This window comes from Collimonas sp. NPDC087041 (assembly GCF_044745265.1).
Classification (GTDB): Bacteria; Pseudomonadota; Gammaproteobacteria; order Burkholderiales; family Burkholderiaceae_D; genus Collimonas.
This window is the reverse complement of record NZ_JBIUZX010000003.1, coordinates 488,806-513,331: the sequence shown is the minus strand read 5'-3', so window position 1 is coordinate 513,331 and position 24,526 is coordinate 488,806. Positions and strand designations below refer to the sequence as shown.

The following is a 24,526-nucleotide window of genomic DNA, read 5'->3' as shown; positions in this document are numbered from 1 at the left end:
TCTTGCTAACGGGTTTGGTTGGCGTTTTTGATGAAACCGCCGTTTTCGGTGAAACTGCCGGTTTTGATGAAACTGCCGTTTTCTTTACGGAGGTTTTCGGTGTAGAGGAAGAGGCGCTCGGTTTGGCCGCTGCCGGCTTCGCATTTTTAACAGAAAGTGTCAGGGATTTTGCGGGTCTCTTCATTGCGTTCGCCATGGAATCAAATACCAATTTGGTTACACTGATTTGCGCTATGGTTACTACTGCCTGCAGTCCGTCCGTTTAAATTTTGCCAAGTTTAAATCGCCGACAAAGCCGCCTGCGCACCACATCTCTCTACGTTCCTATCTCACTCAAACAAAACTGGTGTTACTATCAATTCAGCAGCCAAATCGGCTGCTTCTAAGGCGTTGAATCTAAAGCCTTTAATTATAGCATATGGAGGGGCTTTCCTCCAATCCAAGCGCCCCGGATCTACCGCGGCGGCGCTCAGCCTGATCGCCGTCTGCCGGTATTTTGTGCAGATTTCTAGCGCAAATTGGTTTCAGCATCTGCTTCACGCCGCAATTGCTCCTGCTTTTGCATCAAATCCCGATAATGCTGGCGCGCTTCTTCGCTACCCAAGCCGGATGCGGCGAGCTGGTCCAGCTCATCTTTCAATATCTTCATTTTAGTCTGGCGAATGGCGCCTGCCAGTTCTAATCGCGCGGCTTCTGTTTCCGATTCCGATTCCGCCGCAATTTCTGCGATCAATGACTCAAAATCCTCGCCGCCTTCACGCAAATGCTCGGCCAGCGTTGCAAAATTGGCCTGATCGCCCATTTCATGGCTTGCGGTAATCAGGCGTGCCAGCATTTCCGCCCGATCCGGCGCAAAGTGCGCTACCGCATCCAGCGCCGCGTCATCCAGTTCGGATGCAAATGCCGGGTGGGCCACCAGCAGGCGAATGATTTGCCGCTCCAGTCCGACCGGGGCAGGGCGGTTGCTGCGCGGCGGTGCGCGGCGCGCGGTGGCAATCGGCTTGACCAGTTCGAACAAAGACTCGATTTCGGCCGGCGTCGATTGCGTCAATTGCGCCAGGCCGCGGACGATCTGCAGACGCAGCGACGAAGGCGGCATCAATTGCAACAGCGGTTTTGCATCGAATTGCGCCCGCGCCCGTCCTTCGGAGGTGTTCAAATCAGCCTCGGCCGTCACCTCGTTCAGTAGAAATTGTGACAATGGCATGGCGTCATGGATTTGCCGCTTGAATGCCTCTGCGCCCATTTCCCTGACAAAACTGTCCGGATCGTGTTCCTGCGGCAGAAACAGGAACTTGATGACTTTGTTATCGGTGGCGTGCGGCAGGCAAGCGTCCAGCGCGCGCCGCGCAGCCTTGCGACCGGCTCGGTCGCCATCGAAGCTGAACACCACATGGTCGGTCTGGCGCAGCAGTTTGTGCACGTGGGTCGGTGTGCAGGCGGTTCCCAGCGTGGCTACTGCCTGCGGGAAACCCAGCTGGGCCAGGGCCACTACATCCATGTAGCCTTCCGTCACCAGCACATAGCCGGCGTCGCGGATTGCCTGGCGCGCCTCGAACAAGCCATACAGCTCGCTTCCCTTCTGAAATAGGGGTGTTTCCGGCGAATTCAAGTACTTCGGCTCGCCGGCATCCAGCACGCGGCCACCAAAACCGATGACTTGGCCCTTGGTATTGCGAATCGGAAACATGATGCGATCGCGAAAGCGGTCGTAGCGCTTGCGGTTGTTGCCTTCTTCATCGGTGCGATCGATCACCAGTCCGGCTTCAACCAGCGCCGTCACTTCGTAATCGGGAAACACCTGGCGCAAGCTGTCCCAGTTGTCAGGGGAGTAACCCAGTCCGAACTTGGCTGCGACCTCGCCGGTCAGGCCGCGTCGCTTCAAGTAATCGACTGCGTGCGTAGCGCTGCGCAACTGCTGCCGATAGAAATCGCAGGCGCTGCTCATCGCATCCGACAGGGCCAGGCTCTTGGCTTGGTACTCGGCGCGTTGCGCCGGCGGAATCTTGTCGTCGTTGTCCGGCACTGTCATGCCGACGCCTTGCGCCAGATCTTTGACGGCCTCTACAAAACCTAGCCCGGAGTATTCAATCAGGAAGCCGATCGCCGTGCCGTGCGCGCCGCAGCCGAAGCAGTGATAAAACTGCTTGGTCGGGCTGACCGTGAAGCTTGGCGATTTTTCGTTGTGGAAAGGGCACAAACCCATCAGGTTCGCGCCGCCTTTTTTCAGTTGGACGTATTTACCCACCACGTCGACAATGTCGACGCGGTTGAGAAGGTCCTGGATGAAGGATTGCGGGATCACGTAGATTCGACGGCAGCAGGCGCAATATCGGGTATTTTACGTGTTCAGGCTTTGGTTAATGCGGCTTTTACCAATCCCGATACCGCAGTCATGTCGGCGCGGCCGGCGAGCTTCGGTTTCAGGATTGCCATCACTTTGCCCATGTCTTGCGGTCCGGCGGCGCCGCTGGCGGTTACTGCTGTAGCGACTTCGACCTGGATTTCCGCTTCCGACAGGCCGGCCGGCATGTAGGTAGCGAGAATGACGAGCTCGGCCTTTTCGATGTCTGCCAGATCCTGGCGACCACCGGCTTCGAACTGGGTGATTGAATCCTTGCGCTGCTTGATCATTTTTTCGATGATGGCCAGAACGTGGGTATCGGTCAATTCGATACGCTCATCGACTTCCTTTTGTTTCATCGCGGCGGTAATCAACCGGATTGCGCTCAGTTTTGCCGTGTCCTTGGCGCGCATCGCTGCCTTCATGTCTTCGGTAATCTGTTCTTTCAAGCCCATGCAGTTCTCCAAGTAGTGGTGTTTTCCGTGCGGAACGGAAAGACTAAATGCCAGAATATTGTTGTTGCGTCTGTTGCGCGGTTTTGCCGTTGATTTTTATAGCAAGGAAATACATTGCAATAAACGGCAAAACCCGCTGCGGAGCAACACCGGAGCGGGTTTGTAACGCTATTCAATCAACCGCACCAGGTGCGATGAAGAATTAGTGCAAATATTAGTACAGTTTTTTCGGCAATTGCTGGCTGCGGATACGCTTGTAATGGCGCTTCACAGCGGCTGCCAGCTTACGCTTACGCTCAGCAGTTGGCTTTTCGTAGAATTCACGTGCACGCAACTCAGTCAGCAAACCTGTTTTTTCAATGGTGCGCTTGAAGCGACGCATAGCGACTTCGAACGGCTCGTTTTCTTTAAGACGAATTGTGGTCATGTAAATTAAAACCAAGTTTGTATAGGGAAGAAGAAGATTATAGCGGAAAAAACCAATAAATGGAAGTCTTATGCCGCCCTGAATCAATCTTGCCGCTAATTTGCAACATCTATTCTGTTTGCTTATCGTGTCATAACTATGCTTTGGCGCGATTACGATCCAAAAACAAGGCCAAAGCACCACCAACAATGACACCAATGAGGAGTCCGGCGGCAAGGAATAAGCCGAGTTTGGGGAAGTATGGTTTTTCCGGCACAAAAATGGCATCAACCAACATAGTGGGGAACGTATTGGTTTTGGTGTGCAGGTCCACCAAGCTTGCTTGTTCCGCTGTCAGGCCCCGTATCAGTTCCTCCTGTTTGGCAAGCAAGTTGATTGCTACCACGCTCGGTTCAAATTTTGCACCGGCTGCCGACGCGGTCGCATTCTTCAAGCTAGCTTCCAAGCGAGCCTTCTCAGCAGTTGCCTGTGCCATTTGAAGGGCGTTGGTCTTGAGTCGGTCATCCAGGTTCTTGATCATCGGCGCCAAGCGTACACTGTGAGAATTGATAAGTGCCTGCACTGCGGAGTTTAGACTGGTCTTTGCTTCATTTTGTGAGAAACCGGCTACACTGACATCGACAAAATCTGTGTTTTTTCCAGCGGTCGCCTTCAGTGTTTTGCGGAAAAGGCGCGTGCGATCGTCGCTGTCTTCATTCAAGGGTAAGCCCGCTGTAGTTAAGGCACGATCTTGCAATTGGCGTTGCTTGAAACGCTCTGCTGCTTGGGCGGTAGGCTCAATCAAGGTTGTTGTCGATACAGGCAGTTGCCCGATTTGTAATGTGCCAGATGCCTCCCATTTTGCAGGTAGCGTAAATGTCAATCCGGTGGCAACGGCAGTGGCTAGGATAACGCACGCCAGAATGATGATCCAATGACGCTTTAAGCTCCCCCACATTACAGAGAGATCAATAAGTTCAGCGTCGTCGAATTGGGTTGTATCGGAATGGTTGGGTGAGTTATTTGACATGTGAAGAGAGTTGATTGTTATCTGATGTAACTAACTAACTGTATTAATAATAAAGACTTGACCTAATTTTACCGCGAGCCAGATGATAGTTGTTCATTTATTGTCAGACGGTTAATCTAGCCGCAGGACGTCATGCCGTTGGAAGCTATATTTTTCCCGCCCGCCGGTGACGTCGACCGCCTTGTCGAAAAAATATAGGCCGGATATATGGTTAGACATTGTGCTCTATTGAGATAGTTCCCTTACGCCAATTTCGCTGAGGATAGCCTCGGCTTTGCGGTAGTCTTCGGAGCCATGCGGTTGGATGTCACAGCGATTGATGCTGTTGTACAGGTTGTGCGGCGGGAGGTTAGGTGTGTTGTTCAGGCTGGCGATGAGATCGACGTTGCTTGCTTCTATGATGCAGTGTGCGAGCAATGCCAGCAGTCACTGTACAGACACGCTACCTAAATTTTTCCTGATTGTGATTTTGCCATAAGTGAATGTGTCGGCTGCATATATCTCGGGCAAGAAATTCAGGCCGAATGGTGTACCCAGTTTCCAAAAACTCGGCGTCTACAGGGTCGCTGGCCCCGACAGGTCGCGGTGGGTGACCAATAGGCCTTCTTGGAATCGCCGCGACTTTTTTGTAGCCGGTTTCCACTACCACTGGCAATGCTATTCCTGCCAATGGAAAAAACGGTCGCCACACTGCACAATAGAAGGTCAATGGCACTAGGCCCGGTTGCGGCTAGACCATCTATAGTCAGACGGATAGTCCGGCCGCCGTCGCCGATGCCCAGGCCCATTGGAAATTATAGCCGCCCAGCCAGCCGGTGACATCAACTGCCTCGCCGACAAAATACAGGCCGGGGACCTGATTCGACATCATGCTCTGCTGAGATAATTCCTTTGTATCAACTCCGCCGAGAGTGACTTCGGCTTTGCGATATCCTTCTGAGCCGCTTGGCTGGATGGACCAGCGATTGATGGCGTCGCCAAGGCTGCGCAACTGGCGGTCGGGCATGTCCGCCACACGGGCGGCGGGGTCAAGTTTGTTGGCTTCGATGATGCCGTGCGCCAGACGCGTCGGCAGCCATTGCGCAAATACGTTGCCGATATTTTTCTTGATTGTGGTTTTGCCATCGATCAATGTTTCGGCGACATCGATCTCGGGCAAGAGATTCAGGCGTAATGGCGTGCCCAGCTTCCAGAAACTGGAAATTTGCAGGATTGCCGGTCCTGACAGCCCGCGGTGGGTAAACAATAGGTCTTCCCTGAATTCCCCACGGGCTTTCTTGTCGCCGGTTTCCACTTCGACCGGCAACGCGATTCCCGCCAGCGGTAAAAACGGTTGCCATGCCGCTGAATCGAAAGTCAGCGGCACCAGCCCCGGCTGTGGCTCGACCATCCGCAAGCCGAACTGGCGCGCAATCCGATAGGCAAAATCGGTGGCGCCGATTTTTGGAATCGACAGGCCGCCGGTGGCGATGACGACATTGCTCGCGAGGATTTCGCCGGCATCGGTGTCGATGCGGAACGCCTCGCCGCTCTTGCCGATGCTGGCGACGCTGCACGGCATGCGCCATTCGACATTGCCCAGTCCGCATTCAGCCTTGAGCATGTCGATGATCTGCTCCGATGAATCGTCGCAGAACAGTTGACCCTTGTGCTTCTCGTGATAGCCGATCCGGTAGCGCTTCATCAGGCTGAGGAAATCTTGCGGGGTGTAGCGCGACAGGGCGCTTTTACAAAAATGCGGATTCTGCGACAGGAAATTCTGTGGACCGGCATTGATGTTGGTGAAGTTGCAGCGGCCACCGCCCGAGATGCGGATTTTTTCCGCCAGCTTGCTGGCGTGATCGATCAGTATTACTTTCTTTCCGCGTTGACCGGCAACCGCGGCACACATCATGCCGGCGGCGCCAGCGCCGATTACGGCGACATCATATTGTTTTTGCATCGATCAATTATTAATTATTAATTAAATTAAATTAAGCATCAGCTATTGGAAGTACGGCGGCGGTTTCTGTCCCATCCAGAGTTCCGACGACAGTCGCATCATGTCGTTGAGCGAACCACGCTCGGCAAATGTCTGGCGCAGCCAACCGGCATCGCTGATGCGGCCTTCCGCCATGTGGCGCAAGTGTTTCAGGGCCGATTGCTCGGCTTCGTTCTGAGTATACCGCTGTAAGTCCTGCAGATGGCCCAGCAAATGCTCGTGGATCGGCAGTTTTGACGAATCGGCCGGATTGCTGCCATGTAGCGCGATCGAGCCGTTCAAGCCGTAGCGGCTGGCTTCGAAGCGATTGTATTGATACAGCAGGTAGAAATCGTTGGTGATGACGAATGGCCGCTCCGTCAGGATCCAGCGCGCCAGCAATTGCGCATAGCATCCCAGATGGGCCGCGTGTTCGATGGTCAGCGGCGTGTCGCACACGCGGATTTCGACGGTGCCGTATTCCGGCTTGGGACGGATGTCCCAGTAAAAATCCTTCATGCTGCCGATGATGCCCATGCGCAGCAACTCATCGTAATACGTTTCGAAATCGCTCCAGCGGGTTAGCGTCGGCGCCGTTCCAGACAAGGGAAAGGCGCGCACCACGTTGCTGCGCGAGGAATCGAATTTGGTATCGGCGCCCTGGTAGAACGGCGAGGCGGCCGACAAAGCAATGAAATGCGGTACGAAGCGCGAGAAGGCATGCGTCAGGTACAAGGCGTCGTCGCCGTTCGGCACGCCGACATGGATGTGCTGGCCGAATACGGTGAAGGTCTTGGCCAGGTAGCCGTACTTCTCGTGCAGGTGGTGGAAGCGTTCGCTCGGCGTGATCCGCTGTTCATTCCAGTGCTGGAACGGATGCGCGCCGCCGCCGGAGACGTCGATGTTCAGGTATTGCGCGCCGCGGTTGAGTGCCGCGCGCAAACCTTTCAACTCTTCGATCAGATGGTCGACGCGCGTGTGCACGTCCGAGTTCAACTCGATCATGCCCTGTGTCATTTCCAGCTTGATCTGCTTTTGCAGCTCGCGCGGTTCGATCCAGGTCAGCAGGTCGACCGCGTCGCTGGCCAGGTTGTAGTTGCGGCGATTGACCAGTTGCAGCTCCAGTTCGATGCCCATGGTGAATGGGCTGGAACTGGTAAACGGCAGGATCTCTGGCGCTGCCGCTTCGGCGGGGGCGGTATCGATTTGGGTATCTTCGATCATGGTCTCATCCTTCATTCGCGTCCGCTTTCACCCGATTTGATCAAGGCGAATTGCGTGGCTATCGGTCCCAGCAGCTCCAACACGATCAGGCAGCCGGCCAGCAATGGCAATATATCGGCCGTGGTGCTGGGATAGAGATAGGCGGTGGTTTGAATCAACCCTAGTCCGGCTTCCGTCATCGGTAGCGTCCCCAGGGTAATGAGTGCCGCCTGCTTCCATTTCATCTTGGCAAAGTGCGCGAATGAAAAGACGCCGCAAGCCATGGCCAGGAAGCGCGCCGCGATCAGCACGGCAACCGAGGCGCCTACCTTCGACAGATCGGACAAGTGGATCGAGGCGCCGATGGTGACGAACAGCATCACGATGAACAACTCATTGGCGACACCGAATTCGAGCTCCATCAAGTCGTACTGGTGATCCAGGTTCTTCGACATGATGGCGAAGATCAGCATGGTCAACAGTATCGGCAGTTGCAACGCATGCGCGGCGCCGATGGCCAGGGTGATGACCGCGATGACCAGCACGAACTGGCGGCTTGGCTGGCGGCCCAGCAGGCGCGCCAGCGGCATCATCAGCCGATAGGTCAGGTATGCCAGCACCAGCGAGCCACACAACGAATACAAGGTGTGGGCGACCAGCGTGCTGAACGGCGTGGCGCTTTCATGCGCGACCACCGGCAATAATGCATACGCGGCCAGTATCGCGACAAAATTATTCAATGCCGTCATGGCAGCCAGACGGCGCGTCACCTGGCCTTCGGCCTTGAGATCGCGCACCACCACCATGACGACTGCCGGTGCGGTAGCAATCGCCAGCACGCCGCCGAGCAAGGCCAGCACGCGCGAGGTGCCAAGCCAGATCAATGCGCCGCTGACAAACGTGAAGCAAAGCACGGCACTGAGGATGACGGTAGCCAGCAGCCATTTCTCGCGGCGCAGCCAGCCGATGTCGACATAGCGTCCAAGTTGATACACAACCAGGGCCATTGCCATGTCGGCAAAAATATTGGCCAGCTTGAGTACATCTCCGGAAAGCAGATCAAGGCCGCCGACGCCGAGGACGAAGCCGACTATCAGATAACCGGTAATGCGCGGAAACCAGGGGTTTTTTGTCACGATGTGGCCGCCCACCAGCCCGAATAGCAGCAAGCTGCCAAACAGTAACAGCGCATTCCATTGGATCGGCTGTGCTAGTGCAAAGGGCGGAAGAGTCCAATCCATGGATCCTCCAGAAAGTTAGTCTTACGGTGCTGAAGCTATGCCGCACAAGATGCCATATGGGCAGATGAATGGTGTGTTGCTGAACTGCTTGTACAACATATCGTTAAGCTCGGTCTCCTTGACTTGATTGCGTTTTTATTGCGATGTGCTATCGACGCTACCGAGTTCGTCTCATATATGCACAACGACGCTAGCTACCTGTTTTTGTTGCTGATACTTGTATGTGTTTTCTGACAATTTTTTGATTGTTGAAAAACTAGATAATACATGGCCCGTTTTTTTGTGGAACCGAACAGTTCGTCAGCCTTCGCTTAAATTAGTTCCCTTCAGCAATCAGGTTTGCTTATCTGTAAGGGGTATATGGCGTTGCGCGTACAGCGCTTTACTAACCATAAGGCACTGCTCCACTTGTTCCGCAATTGGCTTTGGTATCAAGTTCTGATTCAGTAATGCCTGCTTGATCCAGGTGGCTGTGCTGTGCGCATCGGCTTGCTCAGGCAACACGGGAATTTCCTCAGCGATGTGCTGCTTTTCCACTAACGTGGTTTGCGTGGCCGCATGAAACCAGTCGATTTTCTGCGCCTTCTTGGCATTGGCGACGGTTTCGCCTTCTGTACCGCGCATCAGGAAGACGTCGCCGCGTTCTGCCGCGGCGCTTGTTGTGAAGTAGGCGCTCAGCATGGTCAGGTATTCCGGATGGGTGTACGAAGTCAGGCGCAACGCCGGAACGGTAAAGGGCTGAATGATTTTGACCAAGGTATGGGTTGAATTACGGACTCCAAGTATCCGTCGCATGGCGAGCAGGCGCGCCATTTTCGGCGCAAGCACATCAATCGGCATGAAGGCCGGGAGTTGTTGATTGAAACAATCTTGCGCTTGCGCGATGCTGCTGCAGATCGGTTGGCCGAGCGCTTGAAAAATCTCTGCGCTGGCGACGCGGCCGTGATCGGTCAATACGCCATGCAACAGTACCGGTGCGCCTTCGCGTGCCAGCAGCAGCGCCAGCAACGGCGTCAGGTTTGCCATATGGCGTGAACCGTTATAGCTGGGGATGACGATCGGCGCGTACTGTTGGCGGTTTTCTGGTGGAATCGAGATTGGAGTGAAGGATGCTTCGGCGGCGTCAAGGAAGCCGGCGATTTCCGCGACCGATTCACCCTTGATGCGCATGGCCAGCAATATGCCACCCAACTCCAGGTCCGAGACCCGGCCATCCAGCATGGCAGCGTACAAGTCGTGAGCATCGCTGCGCGACAGGCTGCGCGCGCCGTCCTTGCCGCGTCCGATTTCCTTGATGAAGCGGGCTGCGGGGAACGGTGCTGTCGACTGAGTGTTGTTCATGGTTGGATTGTTGGGTTGAAGGGTAGCTGTCACTGGCGTTTGCATCGATTTTACTTTAACGGGATGCTGCCGACGGTCATCGGGTAGAATCACCGGCAAACGACATCGGCAAATAGATGTGTCGCGCGTTTGTTCCTGATTTTTTTATTCGGGCTTATATGGCATTTGATCCCCGTCAACTTGATGCATTGCGGCCGCAACTTCTGCGGTTTGCCGCGCTGCAGTTGCGCAACGAAACCCTGGCTGAAGACGCGGTATCGGAAACGATACTGGCGGTGATGGAGCATCCCGATCGTTTCCAGGAACAGTCCTCGTTCAAGACCTACGTCATCGGCATACTCAAGCACAAGCTGCTCGATCAATTGCGGCGCAGCAAGCGCGAGGTGCAGTTGAATCCGGACGAAGATGCGGACCGCAGCGACGCCGACATGATCGACGCCTTGTTCACTCCCACGGGGCACGCGCTGGAAGCCGCGCCGAGCTGGGGCAATCCGGACCAGACCCTGGAACGCAAGGAATTTTTCGATATCCTGCAATTGTGCGTCGACAAGCTCCCCGCCAAGACCGGCCGCATTTTCATGATGCGCGAGTGGCTGGAACTCGATACCGATGCGATCTGCAAGGAACTCGACATTACCGCCGCCAACGCCTGGGTCTTGCTGTACCGGGCGCGCACCCGGTTGCGCGAATGCCTGCAACTGAACTGGTTTGGTGCGCAGGCCTGATGGAGCGATAGCTGTACGCGATGCACGCTGATATCAAAATTTATTGTAAGTATTGAACTGGTTCTACGACCAATGACCGCTACCGCAATTTTTACCGGTAAACAAATTCATTATCCTTATGTCATATAAACGCCTGATTCCACATTGCCGCGACACCCAGCTGCTCTTGTCCCAAGCACAAGACAGCAACTTGTCGGCCTTGACGCGTGCGCGGGTCAGGATACATTTGTGGACTTGCACCGCCTGCACCAGGTTTTCGCAGCAACTGTCCTTTATCCGCCAGGCCATGAAGCGCCTCGACAAGGATTAGCATCGGCAGTGAATGCCGCCCTTGCTTTCCTTTACAATGCGGCATTGTGAAAAAAATGTTCCCCCAATGATTGTTCTCGGCGTTGAATCTTCCTGTGACGAAACCGGCCTGGCGTTGTACGACACGCAACGCGGCTTGCTGGCGCATGCCCTGTATTCGCAGGTAGCGATGCATGAGCAGTATGGCGGCGTGGTGCCTGAGTTGGCCTCGCGCGACCATATCCGTCGCGCTATTCCCTTGTTGCAACAAGTGTTGGCTGAAAGCGGCATCGACCGCCACGACATCGATGCGATCTCCTACACGCAAGGCCCTGGCCTGGCCGGCGCATTGCTGGTCGGCGCCTCGGTTGCCTGCGGCCTTGGTTTGGCGCTGGATAAACCGATGTTGGGCGTACATCATCTGGAAGGGCATTTGCTGTCGCCGTTGCTGGCCAGCGATCCGCCGGAATTCCCGTTTGTCTCGCTGCTGGTGTCGGGCGGCCATACCCAATTGATGCGGGTCGATGGCGTCGGGCAATACACATTGCTGGGCGAAACCCTGGACGATGCCGCCGGCGAAGCCTTCGATAAATCGGCCAAGCTGCTCGGTCTTGGTTATCCGGGCGGTCCGGCTATTTCGCGGTTAGCGGAATTCGGCGATCCTTCCGCTTATCAGTTGCCGCGCCCGATGTTGCATTCGAAGAACCTGGATTTCAGTTTCTCCGGCCTCAAGACGGCGGTGCTGACCCTGGTTAAAAACCATCCGGCAAATATCTGCGAGCAGGACAAGGCCAACATCGCGCGTTGCTTTGTCGATGCGCTGGTGGATGTGCTGGTCGCCAAATGCCTGAGCGCGCTGAAACATACCGGTCTCAAGCGGCTGGTGATTGCCGGCGGCGTTGGCGCCAACCAGCAATTGCGCAGTGCATTGAATGCCGCTGCAGTGAAACGCCGGTTTCGGGTGTATTACCCGGAATTGGAGTTTTGTACCGACAATGGCGCGATGATTGCATTCGCCGGCGCCATGCGGCTGCAAATCAAACCGGAAGCGGCACAGCGCGATTATGCGTTCAACGTGCGGCCACGCTGGCCGCTCAATGAGCTCGGAATCTGAGCAAATTCCCGGCAAGGCGTATAATGCCCGACTGTGGTATAAAACGTGCCGGCAATTGATGATCAAATAACAACTTGGTTGACAGTCGCTGATACGGCGTTTCCACATTCATTTGGCTCGGATGCCATCGCGCTTGTTTACGTATGCAAGCGCGGGCGTTGATGGGCCGACACGAAATCCACGAATACAATTGAGAGCAAATAGTGCCTTTTTACGAATGCAGATTCGTTATTTGAGTGCATCTTGCACCGAAGGCCGCCAACTACCATGTCCGACATCAAGTCCGAGATTCAACCTGATCCAGCAGTGGCTACTGCACCCTCCGTCCGTTTCGAAGACTTCGGGCTGTCCCCGGATATCCTGCGCGCGCTGAGCGACCAGGGCTATGTCAACCCGACGCCGATCCAGGCGCAAGCGATCCCGGTAGTACTGCAAGGACGCGATGTGATGGGCGCGGCACAAACCGGAACCGGCAAAACTGCCGGTTTTTCGTTACCGATCATCCAGCTGCTGCTGGCACATGCGAATACCAGCGCCTCGCCGGCGCGGCATCCGGTGCGTGCCCTGATCCTGACGCCGACCCGCGAACTGGCGGACCAGGTGGCCGAGAACGTCAAGGCGTATAGCAGGCATACGCCGCTGCGCGCGACCGTCGTGTTCGGTGGCGTCGATATCGCACCGCAAACCGCCGCGCTGCGCTCCGGCATCGAAATCGTGATTGCTACGCCGGGACGCCTGCTGGACCACGTTCAGCAAAAGACGGTGAATCTGTCGCAGACGCAAATCCTGGTCATGGATGAAGCCGATCGCATGCTGGACATGGGCTTCCTGCCGGACTTGCAGCGTATCATCAACCTGTTGCCGAAAGAACGCCAGAACCTGATGTTCTCCGCCACGTTCTCGGGCGAGATCAAGAAGCTGGCATCGAGTTTCCTGAAGAATCCGGTGACGATTGAAGTGGCGCGCAGCAACGCCACCGCCGACAACGTCACGCAAACCATGTACCGCGTCGATGAGCAGACCAAGGCCGAGGCCGTGTCGTTCATCATCCGCGAGCGCAAGCTGAAGCAGGTGATCGTTTTCTCGAATACCAAGATCGGCGCATCGCGCCTGTCGCGTCATCTGGAAAGCGAAGGCGTCAAGGCTTCCGCGATTCACGGCGACAAGACGCAGAACGAGCGGATGGCTGCGCTGGAAGCGTTCAAGCAAGGCGAGATCGAAGTGCTGGTGGCAACTGACGTTGCCGCGCGCGGCCTGGATATCGCCGAACTGCCATGCGTGATCAATTTCGATTTGCCGTATAACGCCGAAGACTATGTGCACCGGATCGGCCGTACCGGCCGCGCCGGCGCTTCCGGCGATGCAATTTCGCTGTACGCCGATAAGGATGAGCGCCTGCTGGTTGATATCGAAAAGATGATCAAGCACAAGTTCGTGCGGGCCGAGCTGACCGGATTCGTCGCCAAGCCGGCTGCTGCCGAACGCGAGCGCTCCGGACGCCGCGATTCTGCCGACCGCAGCAGCAGTAGCAGCAGCGACAGCCGCAACGGTACGTCCAGCCGCAGCATGCAGCACACCCGCAGCGCCTATACCTCGACGCCAACCACGCGTAAGGAAAAAATCGACCCTTGGTTCCTCAAGCCCTACGAACCGACGGCCGTTCCTGATGCTGCGCCGGTCAATGCTGCCCCGGTGGGTGGCTCGATCAAGCCGAAGGTCAAGCTGGCGGCTTTGCTGGGTGGTTTGCCAAAGCGCTAGTTCAGGTTCAGCCTTGGCGGGTCAATTCCAGATTCGCCCAGGCAGTAGTCGCCAGCGGCCAGAATGCGGCCACGCTGTCGACCTGTCCGATATCCAATCCCAAGAACCATGCAGCCTTGTTCAACGCGAGCAACGGCTGTGTCACATCAATGGCCTGCGCGCCATTCTGCTTGGATAATTTTTCGCCATCGGCGTTGGTGATGACTGGCACATGCAGGTATTGCGGCGCTGCCAGTTTCAGCTGACGCTGCAGATAAATCTGGCGTCCGGTGGAGTCGAGCAAATCGGCGCCGCGCACCACGTGCGTAACGTTCTGATCCGCGTCGTCAACCACCACGGCAAGCTGGTAAGCCCAGAAGCCATCTGCGCGTTTCAATACAAAATCACCGACTTCAATCGCCAGATGCTGCTGCACGCGGCCGAGCCAGCGATCGTCAAAAATAATCAATTCGTCGATATGCCCGGGATCCGGGACGCGCAGGCGATATGCACGGGCCGGCTTGCCGACCGGCAGCCCACTGCGGCAGGTGCCAGGATAGACGGCCGCGCCGTCGGCCGCGACGCAAATGCGGGAATCGACGATTTCACGGCGGGTGCAGCCGCATGGGTAGGCCAGGCGGCCGAGGCGGTCGAACGCCGCTTCATACAACGCTGTGCGCTGGCTTTGATATACCACTTCGCCATCCCAATGCATCCCGAGTGCGATCAGGTCCGCCAGGATAGACTCGGCGGCGCCTGCTGCGGTGCGCGCCTCGTCCACATCTTCCATGCGCAACAGCCAGCGGCCGTGGTGGGCCTTGGCGTCGAGGTAGCTGGCCATCGCCGCCACCAGCGAACCTGCGTGCAGCGGGCCGGTGGGTGAGGGCGCAAATCGGCCGACATAATTTTGGCCGATATAGTTTTGTTGATTAGACATTGCTGGTCGATTCATGATGAGCTGTAGTCACTGCAGTTGCGCTTGGCCTTGTCATAAACCGTTTGGGGATTTTCCCACTACCGGTGTACGCCATGCCTTAAGGTCGCGCCATACGTCCATAGTGCCAAATAATTGAGTGGATATATATGAAATATTTCTATATCGACATAATTTTTGGACTATGTCGTGACCGAATCCGCTAAGGCCATACAGAGCGACGATACGGGCACTGCTTGGCTTGACTCTCATTCTGGCAGTTTGTTCTCAGAATTCGGTGCTGCATAGCAGCAGAAATTCATTTCCTGGTGCATCATTGCGATTCTAATTGCGTCGACACCGGTGCAATTATTGATTAACCGAATTCCACATGAAAGGCATTGTCATGACTAAAGTCGCTATCGTTTATCACTCCGGCTACGGCCACACGAAAAACCAGGCTGAGGCAGTGTACGCCGGCGTACAGAGCGCAGCAGGCGCGGTGCCTGAGCTGATCGCCATCGATGCCGAGGGCAATCTGAGCGACGCTGCCTGGGCCTCGCTGGAAGCCGCCGACGCCATCATCTTTGGCACGCCGACCTACATGGGCACGGTTTCCTGGCAGTTCAAGAAATTTGCGGACACATCGTCGAAGCAATGGTTTGGCCAGAAATGGAAAGACAAGGTGGCGGCCGGCTTTACCAATTCGGCGACCATGAACGGCGACAAGGGCACGACCATGAGCTACCTGATCACCTTTGCGATGCAGCACAGCATGGTGTGGGTCGGCACGGGCCTGATGCCGGCCAATAGCAAGGCGGCGCAACGTAATGACGTCAACTTTGTCGGCGGCTTTTCCGGCGCCCTGGCGCAAAGTCCATCCGACTCTTCGGCCGAAGAAGGCCCGGCGGCAGGCGACCTGGAAACTGCCAAGCAATTCGGCAAGCGGGTTGCCGAAACTGCGCAGAGATTCAAGCGCTAAGAATCGGGTGTCACGGCCGGGTTTGCGTTGATCCCAGCCACGTAGTCGTTCATAAAATAAAAAAGCCCGCAGGTAAATTGCCTGCGGGCTTTTTGCTGGACGGCTGTTGCACCGTCATGTTTATTGGGCGGCAGCGGCTTCAGTCGGCATGTCGGTCGCTTCCGGCACGCAATGTGGGCAGGATTTGCCGGCCACGTAGCGCGGCGACAATTGCTCACGCGGTGTTACCACGGCGCGGCAGGCGTAGCACTGCACCGTCGCGGTTTCCTGCAATTGCGGGTTGAGCGCGGTGCGATAGTCGAATACGAAGCAATCGCCGTCATAGTGGGCGCCGCCGCACTCCTCGAAATACTTGAGGATGCCGCCTTCCAGCTGGTAGACGCTGTCGTAGCCGATATTTTGCATGTGGATCGCAGCCTTTTCGCAGCGGATGCCGCCAGTGCAGAAGGTGACCACGGTCTTGTCTGCCAGCTCGTCCTTGTGTTCCGCCACGACTGCCGGGAATTCGCTGAATTTCTCGATGCGCCAGTCGATCGTGTTTTCAAAGGTGCCGACATCGACTTCAAAGGCGTTGCGGGTATCCAGCATGACCACCGGTTTGCCGTTGTCGTCATGGCCCTGGTCCAGCCAGCGCTTCAAGGTTTTCGCTTCCACCGCCGGCGCGCGGCCCAGTTCTGGCTTGATCAGTGGATGTTTCATCGTGATGATTTCAGCCTTCAGCTTGACCAGCATGCGCGTGAACGGTTGCTTTTCCGAATAACTTTCCTTCACTTCCAGGTCGGCAAAGCGCTCATCGGCGCGCAGCCAGGCCAGGAATTGATCGATCTGCTCGCGCAAACCGGCCAAAAACAGGTTGATGCCTTCCGGAGTGAGCAAGATCGTGCCTTTTAGCTGCAATTGTTTGCAAATTGCAAGAAATTCCGGGCGTTTCTCTGCTGTATCGTCGAAAGTGACGAATTTGTAGGCGGCAATATTAACGTAAGAATTGCTGGACTGCATGGCTTGTTTCTCGGTAAGTCGTTGATTTATCAGTATTATAAACGCCGCCGACGGGATTGCCCAATTTTGCCGATGGCACATGGGGCGTCAGGGTAAAATACCGCCCATGACGACACCGCAATTTATCCACCTCCGCCTGCATTCCGAGTATTCCATCGTCGATGGCTTGGTCCGCATCGATGACGTAGTCAAAGCCGCCGCCAAGGATAGCCAGGCAGCGCTTGGCATTTCCGACCTGGCCAATCTGTTCGGCATGGTCAAGTTCTACAAGGCTGCGCGCGGCAAAGGCATCAAACCGATCATCGGCTGCGATGTCTGGATCACCAACGACGACGACCGCGACAAGCCGTCGCGCCTGCTGCTGCTGGCCAAGAACCGCAGCGGTTACCTGCAATTGTGTGAATTGTTGTCGCGCGCATGGTTGGAAAACCTGCATCGCGGCCGCGCGGAAATTCGTGCTGAATGGCTGGCCGACCTGAAAAATCACGGCGATGGCAATGGCAACGGCCTGATTGCACTGTCCGGCGCTCACTTCGGCGATGTCGGCATAGCCATCGATAACGGCAATGTCGAAGCGGCGGAACGCTGCCTGCAGCGCTGGACCACGATTTTCCCTGATAGCTTCTATGTCGAGATCCAGCGTGCCGACCAGCCGAATATGGAGGCGCACGTGCGGCAAGCGGTGGCGCTGGCGGCCAAATTCGGCGTGCCGGTGGTGGCAACCCATCCTATCCAGTTCCTGAATAAGGAAGAATTCATCGCGCATGAAGCGCGCACCTGTATCGCCGAAGGCGAGATGCTGGCCAACGCGCGCCGCGTACGCCGTTTCAACGATCAGCAATCGTTCAAGACGCAGGCCGAAATGGCCGAGTTGTTTGCCGATATGCCGGCAGCGTTGCAGAATTCGATCGAGATCGCCAAACGTTGCAACCTGACGCTGCAACTGGGCAAACCAAAATTGCCGGATTTCCCGACGCCGGACGGCATGACGATTGGCGACTTCCTGGTGCAGCAGTCGCAGGAAGGACTGGAGCTGCGCCTGGTGCACTTGTATCCGGATGAAGCCAAGCGCGAACAGCAGCGCCAGCGTTACCAGGATCGGCTGAAGTTTGAAACCGACACCATCATCAAGATGGGTTTCCCCGGTTACTTCCTGATCGTTGCCGAGTTTATCCGCTGGGCCAAGCAGAATGGCGTGCCGGTCGGACCGGGACGGGGTTCCGGCGCCGGCTCGCTGGTCGCGTATTCGCTGCAGATTACCGACCTCGATCCGCTCAAATACAACCTGCTGTTCGAACGTTTCCTGAATCCTGAACGGGTATCGATGCCCGACTTCGATATCGACTTTTGCCAGGAAGGGCGCGACCGTGTGATTCAGCACGTCAAGGACCTGTACGGCAAGGATGCGGTATCGCAGATCGCCACCTTCGGTACGATGGCGGCCAAGGGCGCGATTCGCGACGTTGGCCGGGTGCTCGATTTCGGCTACAACTTTTGCGATGGCATCTCCAAGCTGATCCCGTTCAAACCGGGCAAGCACGTGACCATCGCCGATGCGATCCAGGAAGAGCCGATGTTGGCCGAGCGCCTGGAGAACGAGGAAGAGGTCAAGCAACTGCTCAACCTGGCGCAGCAGGTCGAAGGCATCGCCCGTAACATCGGCATGCACGCCGGTGGTGTGTTGATCGCACCCGGCAAGCTGACCGATTTTTGCCCGCTGTATACGCAGGGCGGCGACGCCGGTGTGGTCTCGCAATACGACAAGGACGACGTTGAAGCCGTCGGCCTGGTGAAGTTCGACTTTTTGGGTTTGACCACGCTGACGATCCTCGATCGCGCGGTGCGCTACATCAAGCAGCTCGATCCGGCCATGGCCGATTTCAGTTTGGAGAAGTTGCCGCTCAACGACCGCGCTTCCTACGAATTGCTGACCGCCGCCAAAACCGTCGCCGTATTCCAGCTGGAAAGCCGCGGCATGCAAGGCATGCTGAAAGACGCGCGACCTGACCGTTTTGAAGACATTATCGCGCTGGTGGCGTTGTACCGTCCGGGTCCGATGGACCTGATCCCGGATTTCTGCAAACGTAAGCACGGCGAACGTTTCGACTATCCCGATCCGCGTACCGAAGGCATTCTGTCTGAAACCTACGGCATCATGGTGTATCAGGAGCAGGTGATGCAGATGGCGCAGGTGGTCGGCGGTTACTCGCTCGGCGGCGCTGACTTGCTGCGCCGGGCGATGGGTAAGAAGAAAGCGGAAGAGATGGCCGAGCATCGCCAGATTTTCCGCGACGGTGCGGCCAAGGATGGTTTGTCCGAAGCCAAGGCCGACGAGATTTTCGACTTGATGGAAAAGTTCGCAGGCTACGGCTTCAACAAGTCGCACGCCGCCGCTTACGCCTTGCTGTCGTATCACACCGCCTATCTGAAAGCCCATCACCCCGCCGCGTTCATGGCAGCCAACTTGTCGCTGGCAATGGACGATACGGAAAAGGTTAAGATCCTGGTGGAAGATGCGCTGGATGTCTGCAAGCTGACTTTGCTGCCGCCGGACATCAACCTTTCCGACTATCGTTTTACGCCGGAAGGCGAGCCAGGCAAGAAAGCGACTTTCATTCGCTACGGACTGGGTGCGGTCAAGGGCTCCGGCCAGAACGCGATCGAAGCGATCATCGCTGCGCGCAAGGAAAAGCCGTTCGTCGACCTGTTCGATTTCTGCCTGCGGGTCGACAAGCGCCAGATCAATCGGCGCACGATTGAGTCGCTGATCCGCTCCGGCGCTTTCGATTGCTTCAAGGTCGATCGCGCGATCCTGCTGGCCTCGGTTGGCCGCGCGATGGAGGCTGCCGACCAGAAGCTGGCTTCGGCCAACCAGGTCAGCCTGTTCGGCGGTGACGACAGCGACCTCGAAGCGCCGATCGAATACGTGCAGGTCACGCCCTGGACCGACAAGCAGAAATTGACCGAAGAAAAGACCGCGCTCGGTTTCTACCTGTCCGGCCACCTGTTCAATGCCTATGCGGCCGAAGCGCGCCGTTTTGCGCGTACGCCGCTGGGCAGCCTGGAACCATCGCGCGAACCGCGTACCCTGGCCGGGATCATCTCCGGCTTGCGGGCGCAGATGACGCAGCGTGGCAAGATGATGATCGTCACGCTGGATGACGGCAGCGCCACGGTCGACGTTACCGTGTATAACGAACAGTTCGAACCGAACAAGGCCTTCTTCAAGGAAGACGAATTCCTGGTGGTGCAGGGCAAGGTGTCGGAAGATCGTTTCAACGGCGGCCTGCGGGTGTCGGCTGAAAAAGTGATGGATATCGCCACCGCGCGGACGCAATACGGGCGGCAGATTGTGCTGTCCCTGTCTTCGCCGTCACAGAAAATTGATGCCTCACAGTTGCGGGATGTGTTGTCGTCGCATCGCTCAGGCAACGGCTTGCCGATGACGCTGCGCTACACGGGCGAAGGGGTAGCTTGTGAAATCCTGCTCGGCGACGAATGGCGAGTCTCGCCTAGTGATGGCTTGCAGACGGCTCTGGTGGAGAAAATAGGGAAGGAAGCGGTCGCCGTGGAGTACTAGGGCATCGGGTGTTACGCCTTGTATTTGCCGATTGGCTGTGCTCTCTCATCCCACTTGGCTCTACCGTCGGGGAAGAATTTTTCCTCGATTGTAGAGCGTAAAAAAGAACTTAAAACAGACTGACTTATGAGCGCATTTTCCTATACATCAATTTTCAAGCGCCTAGCCGGATTGCATCGGCCATACAAGAAGCGATTGGTCCTGGGCCTTCTTGGCATGGTTGTGACCGCCGCAACGGAACCGTTGGTGGCCTACATTTTCAAGATCCTGCTGGATAACGGGTTTGTGGAAAAACCCACGTTTCCGCTGTGGCTGGTGCCGGTCGCCGTGATTGGCGCATTTGTCGCCCGTGGCGCCTCGACGTTTTTGACAACCTACATGACCAACTGGGTGTCGACCCGTGTGTTGACGACATTGCGGCAGCAAATGTTCGATCGCATTTTGGGGGTGTCGATTGATTTTCATGCGACCCACACGGTAGGGCGCGTGATCAATTCGATCATGTTTGAGGTGCAGCAAATCATCGAAATGATCAGCAAGCTGTTTACCTCGATTGTGCGTTGTGTGCTGACCGTCGCGGGTTTGCTGGGCTACATGCTGTTCATCAGCTGGAAGTTGACGATTGTCGCCTTGGTGTTGATGCCGCTGATGGTCCTGGTGGTGCGCACTACCGCCAAGCGCCTGAAAAAGCTGAACAAGGACTCTCTCGACGTCAATGCGCAATTGACCCAGGTAATCGAAGAAACCACGCGCGCGCAGCAAGTCGTCAAGGTGTTTGGCGGCGAGACGTATGAGCGGAAGCGCTTCGCAGAATCGGCTGAACATATCCGCCACTACAGCATGCGCATGACCAGCACCTTTGCCGCTACTGTGCCGGTCACGCAAATCATGATGGCGTGTGCGATGTCGGTGATGATCACGATGGGGTTAGTGCAGGCAAGTCACGGCCAACTCACCGCAGGCGATTTCGTCTCGTTTTTGGCTGCGATGATTGCATTGCAAGTGCCTCTCAAACAGTTGGCAGAAGTGAACGGTCCGCTGCAGCGCGGCATGGCGGCGGCGGAAGCGGTCTTCAAGTTGATCGACAGCCCGATTGAGCGTACCGGCGGCAAGCAGCTGGTCCAGCGCGCCCTGGGCAAGATCGAATTTTCTAACGTTGGATTCTCGTATCCAGGCCAGGAAAAGCCCGCGTTAAAGGGCATCAACTTGAGCGTTGAACCGGGAGAAACCATCGCCTTCGTTGGTATGTCCGGTGGCGGCAAGTCAACGCTGGTGAACCTGATCCCGGGATTTTATTCCGTGACGGAAGGCCGTATCCTGCTTGATGACGTGCCGATTGAAGAGATCGCACTCAGCAGCTTGCGCAAACAGATCGCCATGGTGAGCCAGAACGTGGTGCTGTTCAACGATACGGTTGCCGCCAATATCGCCTATGGCGATGATGCGCCGGATCGTCAGCGTATCGAGGCGGCTGCCAAGGCTGCGTATCTGACGGAGATGATTGCCGCTTTGCCGCAGGGTTACGAAACACAGATCGGCGATAACGGTTCGCGTCTGTCCGGCGGCCAGCGTCAGCGCCTGGCGATGGCGCGCGCCATCTACAAGGATGCGCCGATCCTGATCCTGGACGAAGCGACATCGGCGCTGGATAGCGAATCGGAACGTGCAGTGCAGGGCGCATTGGATCAATTGATGGAAGGACGCACCACCTTCGTGATTGCGCACCGCCTGTCGACCATCGAACGCGCCAGCCGCATCGTCGTGCTCTCCAACGGCAGCATCGTTGAAATCGGCACGCATAACGAACTGCTCGACAAACAAGGTGCTTACGCCAACCTGCATCGCCTGCAGTTTTCCGGCGAAGCGGTGAACGTAGAAATGTAACGCGGAGAGTCTTGAGCGCCATCGCTTGAGACCGCGGATCCAGGGATCTTGGCCAACACCAAGCGACACCAGAAAACCACAAAAAACCATGACAGCACAACTTGTTCCGAGCGAAACACTGAAGAAGGCCGACAAGATATTGTTCATTGCGCACCTTGCGCTCGGCGATTTCACCTACCTGCAGAATTGTTTCCAGGCCTTTGCGCAAGCTTTTCCGCATCTGAAGATCCACATCTGGGTGGATGAAGTACGGCGTACCGATAATGCGGCAGCATGGCCTTACCTGAAGAAATATGCGCTGTACGACTGGCTGGCGGAATGTCCGTTTGTTGCCAAGATTTATCAGCAGACATATAGCCCGGCATTGTTTGAACAGTCGATTGCCGAGGCGCAGCAGCAGGATTATCCGCTGGTGGTCTCACTGTCGACCTTGCGGCCGCCGATGTATGCCACGCTGGCGCGGCAAATCAGCCCGCGTGGTTTCGTTGCCGGCATGAAGAAGCGCACCAGCATCCTTGCCTTCAACCAGCGCCGCGCTTATCGCAAGCTGGATGTTGCGCTTGATCCGGATGGCGGAGTGCGTGCAGGCATGCATATTAGCGACGTTTATGCTGGATGGTTCCAGCAATTGTTTGGCATCGTCACTACGCCTTCTTCACGTTTCCCTTTTGTGACGATTCCTGCGCAATGGCAGCAATATGCCAAGGATCAGTTGAAGGAGTGGGGCTTCAAGTACCAGGACCAGCCGTCATCGACTGAAGGCAAGCTGCTGTTCATCAATCCCTATGCCAAGACCAAGAAACGCTGCTGGCCGCTGGAGCGCGTGGTTGAATTAGTCGCTGCGCTGAACGGGTTGGAAGCATGGCGCGGCGCGCATTTCATCGTCAACGTCGTGCCGGAAGAAATGGCGAATGCCAAGGCATTCTTCGAGCAGCATGCGCCGGGCCAGATTCGCTTGTTCAGTGCGCAGGAGAATTTCTTCCAGCTGCCGGCAATGCTGCTGGAATGCGATCTGATCGTCTCGGTTGAAACGGCGGTGATGCATCTTGCCAATGCGGTGCACGTTCCGGTGGTGGCCCTGATGCGCCAGAAAAATCCTGAGTGGGTGCCGGTTGACCGTGAGCACAGCGTCGTGATCACGGCGGCGAACCGCCGTGATTGGGTAAAGGCGATTACCGTGACGCAGGTGACTGAAGTCTTGAATCGGCAATAGACGAGTCTTCGGCGTTTTCTGTCTTTTCTGCGATTGCTTCCTGGCGCCATTGCAGGACAATATCGGCGACTGTTTCCGGCTTGATATTCTCCATGCAGGCGCAGCTATCGGCTTTGCTGTCTACGCAGCCGGCGCAACTCACCGGCAGCGCCAATGCTTGCGCGCGGCGTCCTAGCGGCGCCCAGCGGCCCGGGTGCATCGGCCGGGTAGGCGGGAACAAGCCAAGCGTACGCTGGCCTATCGCGGCCGACACATGCAGCGGACCGGTGCCGCTTGCAATCAAGCCATCGGCTCCCTTGATGAACGAACTCAACTGATCCAGCGTGAAACGGCCGCATACATTGCTGACATTTGGTTGTTGCAATAATTCAGCGGCATGTTCTTCCAGCCACTTTCCTTCCGCCGGACTGCCTGTCAGCCATACGCGGACATCCGGATATTGACCCAACTGTTTGGCCAGCGCCGTGAAATGACTGATCGGCCATTCGCGTCCGTGACCGTTCGACTTGGTGTGCAGGATCAGGTTGAACGGATGGGCCTTGAACAACTGGTCAATTTCCGGGACGTGAGGAATATCGAAGTCGTATAGCTTGATGATTTCCGGCAGGTCCGGAATGGTATTGAGGCCGAAAGGGCGCAGGAATTCGAAGTTGAACTGGGCTTCGTGATGCTCCGAATTACCCTTCTTGAAACGTACCCGGCGATTGCAGTACAGCATTTGGTACAGCTTGTGGCGTGCATTGCCGATGCGGTTGCGGATGCGTGCCTTGAACGCGATGACTGCCATGCGCTTGAGCGGTTGCGCCAGGATGATGGTATCCACATTGGCCTTGGCAAAATAGGCGGACGGATCTTCCAGGAAGCCTTCAAGCTCCACCACTTCGTCGATGCTACGGCAATGCCTGACCACCGGCGCCGCATAGCCGCGGCACAGGAAGCTGATTTTGAGCGCCGGAAAATGCTGCTTCAGGTAAGCCGCAATCGGCAGCGTAAGGATGACGTCGCCGATATTGTCGGTACGGGATATCAAGACATGCGAACTGTTTATTGCCATTTTTAGATCGGTGGAAGCTATATAGGAACAATGCGTTGCTGAAATTGTAACCGGACG

At 56.4% G+C, this 24,526-nt stretch carries 20 protein-coding genes; 9 read left to right on the top strand and 11 right to left on the bottom strand.

Annotated features, from left to right (window positions below; genetic code table 11):
- The first annotated feature begins 2 nt into the window (after positions 1-2).
- Positions 3-266, top strand: a complete 264-nt coding sequence (locus ACIPF8_RS08275; RefSeq protein ID WP_400419425.1) for a hypothetical protein — start codon at positions 3-5, stop codon at positions 264-266.
- Between the two features lie 242 nt (positions 267-508).
- Here ACIPF8_RS08275 and dnaG read toward each other — a convergent pair whose 3' ends face one another.
- From dnaG to ybiB, 8 genes are all read right to left on the bottom strand, one after another.
- Positions 509-2,305, bottom strand: coding sequence for a DNA primase (gene dnaG, locus ACIPF8_RS08270; protein ID WP_400419422.1), 1,797 nt, complete (start codon positions 2,303-2,305; stop codon positions 509-511).
- Positions 2,306-2,349: 44 nt separating this feature from the next.
- Positions 2,350-2,799: a GatB/YqeY domain-containing protein gene (locus ACIPF8_RS08265; RefSeq protein WP_400419419.1), complete on the bottom strand. Its 450-nt coding sequence runs from the start codon at positions 2,797-2,799 to the stop codon at positions 2,350-2,352.
- Between the two features lie 214 nt (positions 2,800-3,013).
- Positions 3,014-3,226, bottom strand: a complete 213-nt coding sequence (rpsU, locus tag ACIPF8_RS08260; RefSeq protein WP_005665410.1) for a 30S ribosomal protein S21 — start codon at positions 3,224-3,226, stop codon at positions 3,014-3,016.
- 136 nt (positions 3,227-3,362) lie between these two features.
- Complete coding sequence (locus ACIPF8_RS08255; protein ID WP_400419416.1) at positions 3,363-4,235, bottom strand: Wzz/FepE/Etk N-terminal domain-containing protein; 873 nt, start codon at positions 4,233-4,235, stop codon at positions 3,363-3,365.
- A 745-nt stretch (positions 4,236-4,980) separates the two neighbouring features.
- Positions 4,981-6,177, bottom strand: coding sequence for an NAD(P)/FAD-dependent oxidoreductase (locus tag ACIPF8_RS08250; RefSeq protein WP_400419414.1), 1,197 nt, complete (start codon positions 6,175-6,177; stop codon positions 4,981-4,983).
- 42 nt (positions 6,178-6,219) lie between these two features.
- The gene (locus tag ACIPF8_RS08245; RefSeq protein WP_400419411.1) at positions 6,220-7,419 is read right to left on the bottom strand and encodes a YbdK family carboxylate-amine ligase; all 1,200 of its coding nucleotides are present in this window, start codon (positions 7,417-7,419) and stop codon (positions 6,220-6,222) included.
- 11 nt (positions 7,420-7,430) lie between these two features.
- On the bottom strand, positions 7,431-8,639 hold the full coding sequence (locus ACIPF8_RS08240; protein WP_400419408.1) for a cation:proton antiporter: 1,209 nt from the start codon (positions 8,637-8,639) through the stop codon (positions 7,431-7,433).
- A 333-nt stretch (positions 8,640-8,972) separates the two neighbouring features.
- Positions 8,973-9,980, bottom strand: a complete 1,008-nt coding sequence (gene ybiB, locus ACIPF8_RS08235) for a DNA-binding protein YbiB (protein ID WP_400419405.1) — start codon at positions 9,978-9,980, stop codon at positions 8,973-8,975.
- Positions 9,981-10,138: 158 nt separating this feature from the next.
- On the opposite strand from ybiB, the gene ACIPF8_RS08230 reads away from it, so the two are divergent.
- From ACIPF8_RS08230 to ACIPF8_RS08215, 4 genes are all read left to right on the top strand, one after another.
- Complete coding sequence (locus ACIPF8_RS08230; protein ID WP_400419402.1) at positions 10,139-10,705, top strand: sigma-70 family RNA polymerase sigma factor; 567 nt, start codon at positions 10,139-10,141, stop codon at positions 10,703-10,705.
- Between the two features lie 118 nt (positions 10,706-10,823).
- Complete coding sequence (locus ACIPF8_RS08225; protein ID WP_400419399.1) at positions 10,824-11,015, top strand: zf-HC2 domain-containing protein; 192 nt, start codon at positions 10,824-10,826, stop codon at positions 11,013-11,015.
- Between the two features lie 66 nt (positions 11,016-11,081).
- Positions 11,082-12,107 carry a tRNA (adenosine(37)-N6)-threonylcarbamoyltransferase complex transferase subunit TsaD gene (gene tsaD / locus ACIPF8_RS08220; RefSeq protein ID WP_400419396.1) on the top strand — a complete coding sequence of 342 codons (1,026 nt, stop codon included), beginning with the start codon at positions 11,082-11,084 and terminating at the stop codon, positions 12,105-12,107.
- A gap of 267 nt (positions 12,108-12,374) precedes the next feature.
- The gene (locus ACIPF8_RS08215) at positions 12,375-13,865 is read left to right on the top strand and encodes a DEAD/DEAH box helicase (RefSeq protein ID WP_400419393.1); all 1,491 of its coding nucleotides are present in this window, start codon (positions 12,375-12,377) and stop codon (positions 13,863-13,865) included.
- A gap of 7 nt (positions 13,866-13,872) precedes the next feature.
- Here the strand turns inward: ACIPF8_RS08215 and gluQRS are convergent, their stop codons facing one another.
- A complete protein-coding gene (gene gluQRS / locus ACIPF8_RS08210) occupies positions 13,873-14,781 on the bottom strand; it encodes a tRNA glutamyl-Q(34) synthetase GluQRS (protein WP_400419390.1) in 909 nt (302 codons plus the stop codon).
- A gap of 382 nt (positions 14,782-15,163) precedes the next feature.
- On the opposite strand from gluQRS, the gene ACIPF8_RS08205 reads away from it, so the two are divergent.
- The gene (locus tag ACIPF8_RS08205) at positions 15,164-15,739 is read left to right on the top strand and encodes a flavodoxin family protein (protein WP_400419387.1); all 576 of its coding nucleotides are present in this window, start codon (positions 15,164-15,166) and stop codon (positions 15,737-15,739) included.
- Positions 15,740-15,859: 120 nt separating this feature from the next.
- On the opposite strand, the gene ACIPF8_RS08200 is transcribed toward ACIPF8_RS08205, so the two are convergent.
- Positions 15,860-16,738, bottom strand: a complete 879-nt coding sequence (locus ACIPF8_RS08200) for a sulfurtransferase (protein ID WP_400419385.1) — start codon at positions 16,736-16,738, stop codon at positions 15,860-15,862.
- A 106-nt stretch (positions 16,739-16,844) separates the two neighbouring features.
- On the opposite strand from ACIPF8_RS08200, the gene dnaE reads away from it, so the two are divergent.
- From dnaE to ACIPF8_RS08185, 3 genes are all read left to right on the top strand, one after another.
- On the top strand, positions 16,845-20,318 hold the full coding sequence (gene dnaE / locus ACIPF8_RS08195; RefSeq protein ID WP_400419382.1) for a DNA polymerase III subunit alpha: 3,474 nt from the start codon (positions 16,845-16,847) through the stop codon (positions 20,316-20,318).
- A 126-nt stretch (positions 20,319-20,444) separates the two neighbouring features.
- Complete coding sequence (gene msbA, locus ACIPF8_RS08190) at positions 20,445-22,202, top strand: lipid A export permease/ATP-binding protein MsbA (protein WP_400419380.1); 1,758 nt, start codon at positions 20,445-20,447, stop codon at positions 22,200-22,202.
- 88 nt (positions 22,203-22,290) lie between these two features.
- Positions 22,291-23,415: a glycosyltransferase family 9 protein gene (locus ACIPF8_RS08185; protein ID WP_400419377.1), complete on the top strand. Its 1,125-nt coding sequence runs from the start codon at positions 22,291-22,293 to the stop codon at positions 23,413-23,415.
- On the opposite strand, the gene ACIPF8_RS08180 is transcribed toward ACIPF8_RS08185, so the two are convergent.
- Entirely contained in the window at positions 23,375-24,469 is a 1,095-nt protein-coding gene (locus tag ACIPF8_RS08180) for a glycosyltransferase family 9 protein (protein ID WP_400419374.1), read from the bottom strand. The genes ACIPF8_RS08185 and ACIPF8_RS08180 overlap by 41 nt on opposite strands.
- Positions 24,470-24,526 lie beyond the last annotated feature (57 nt).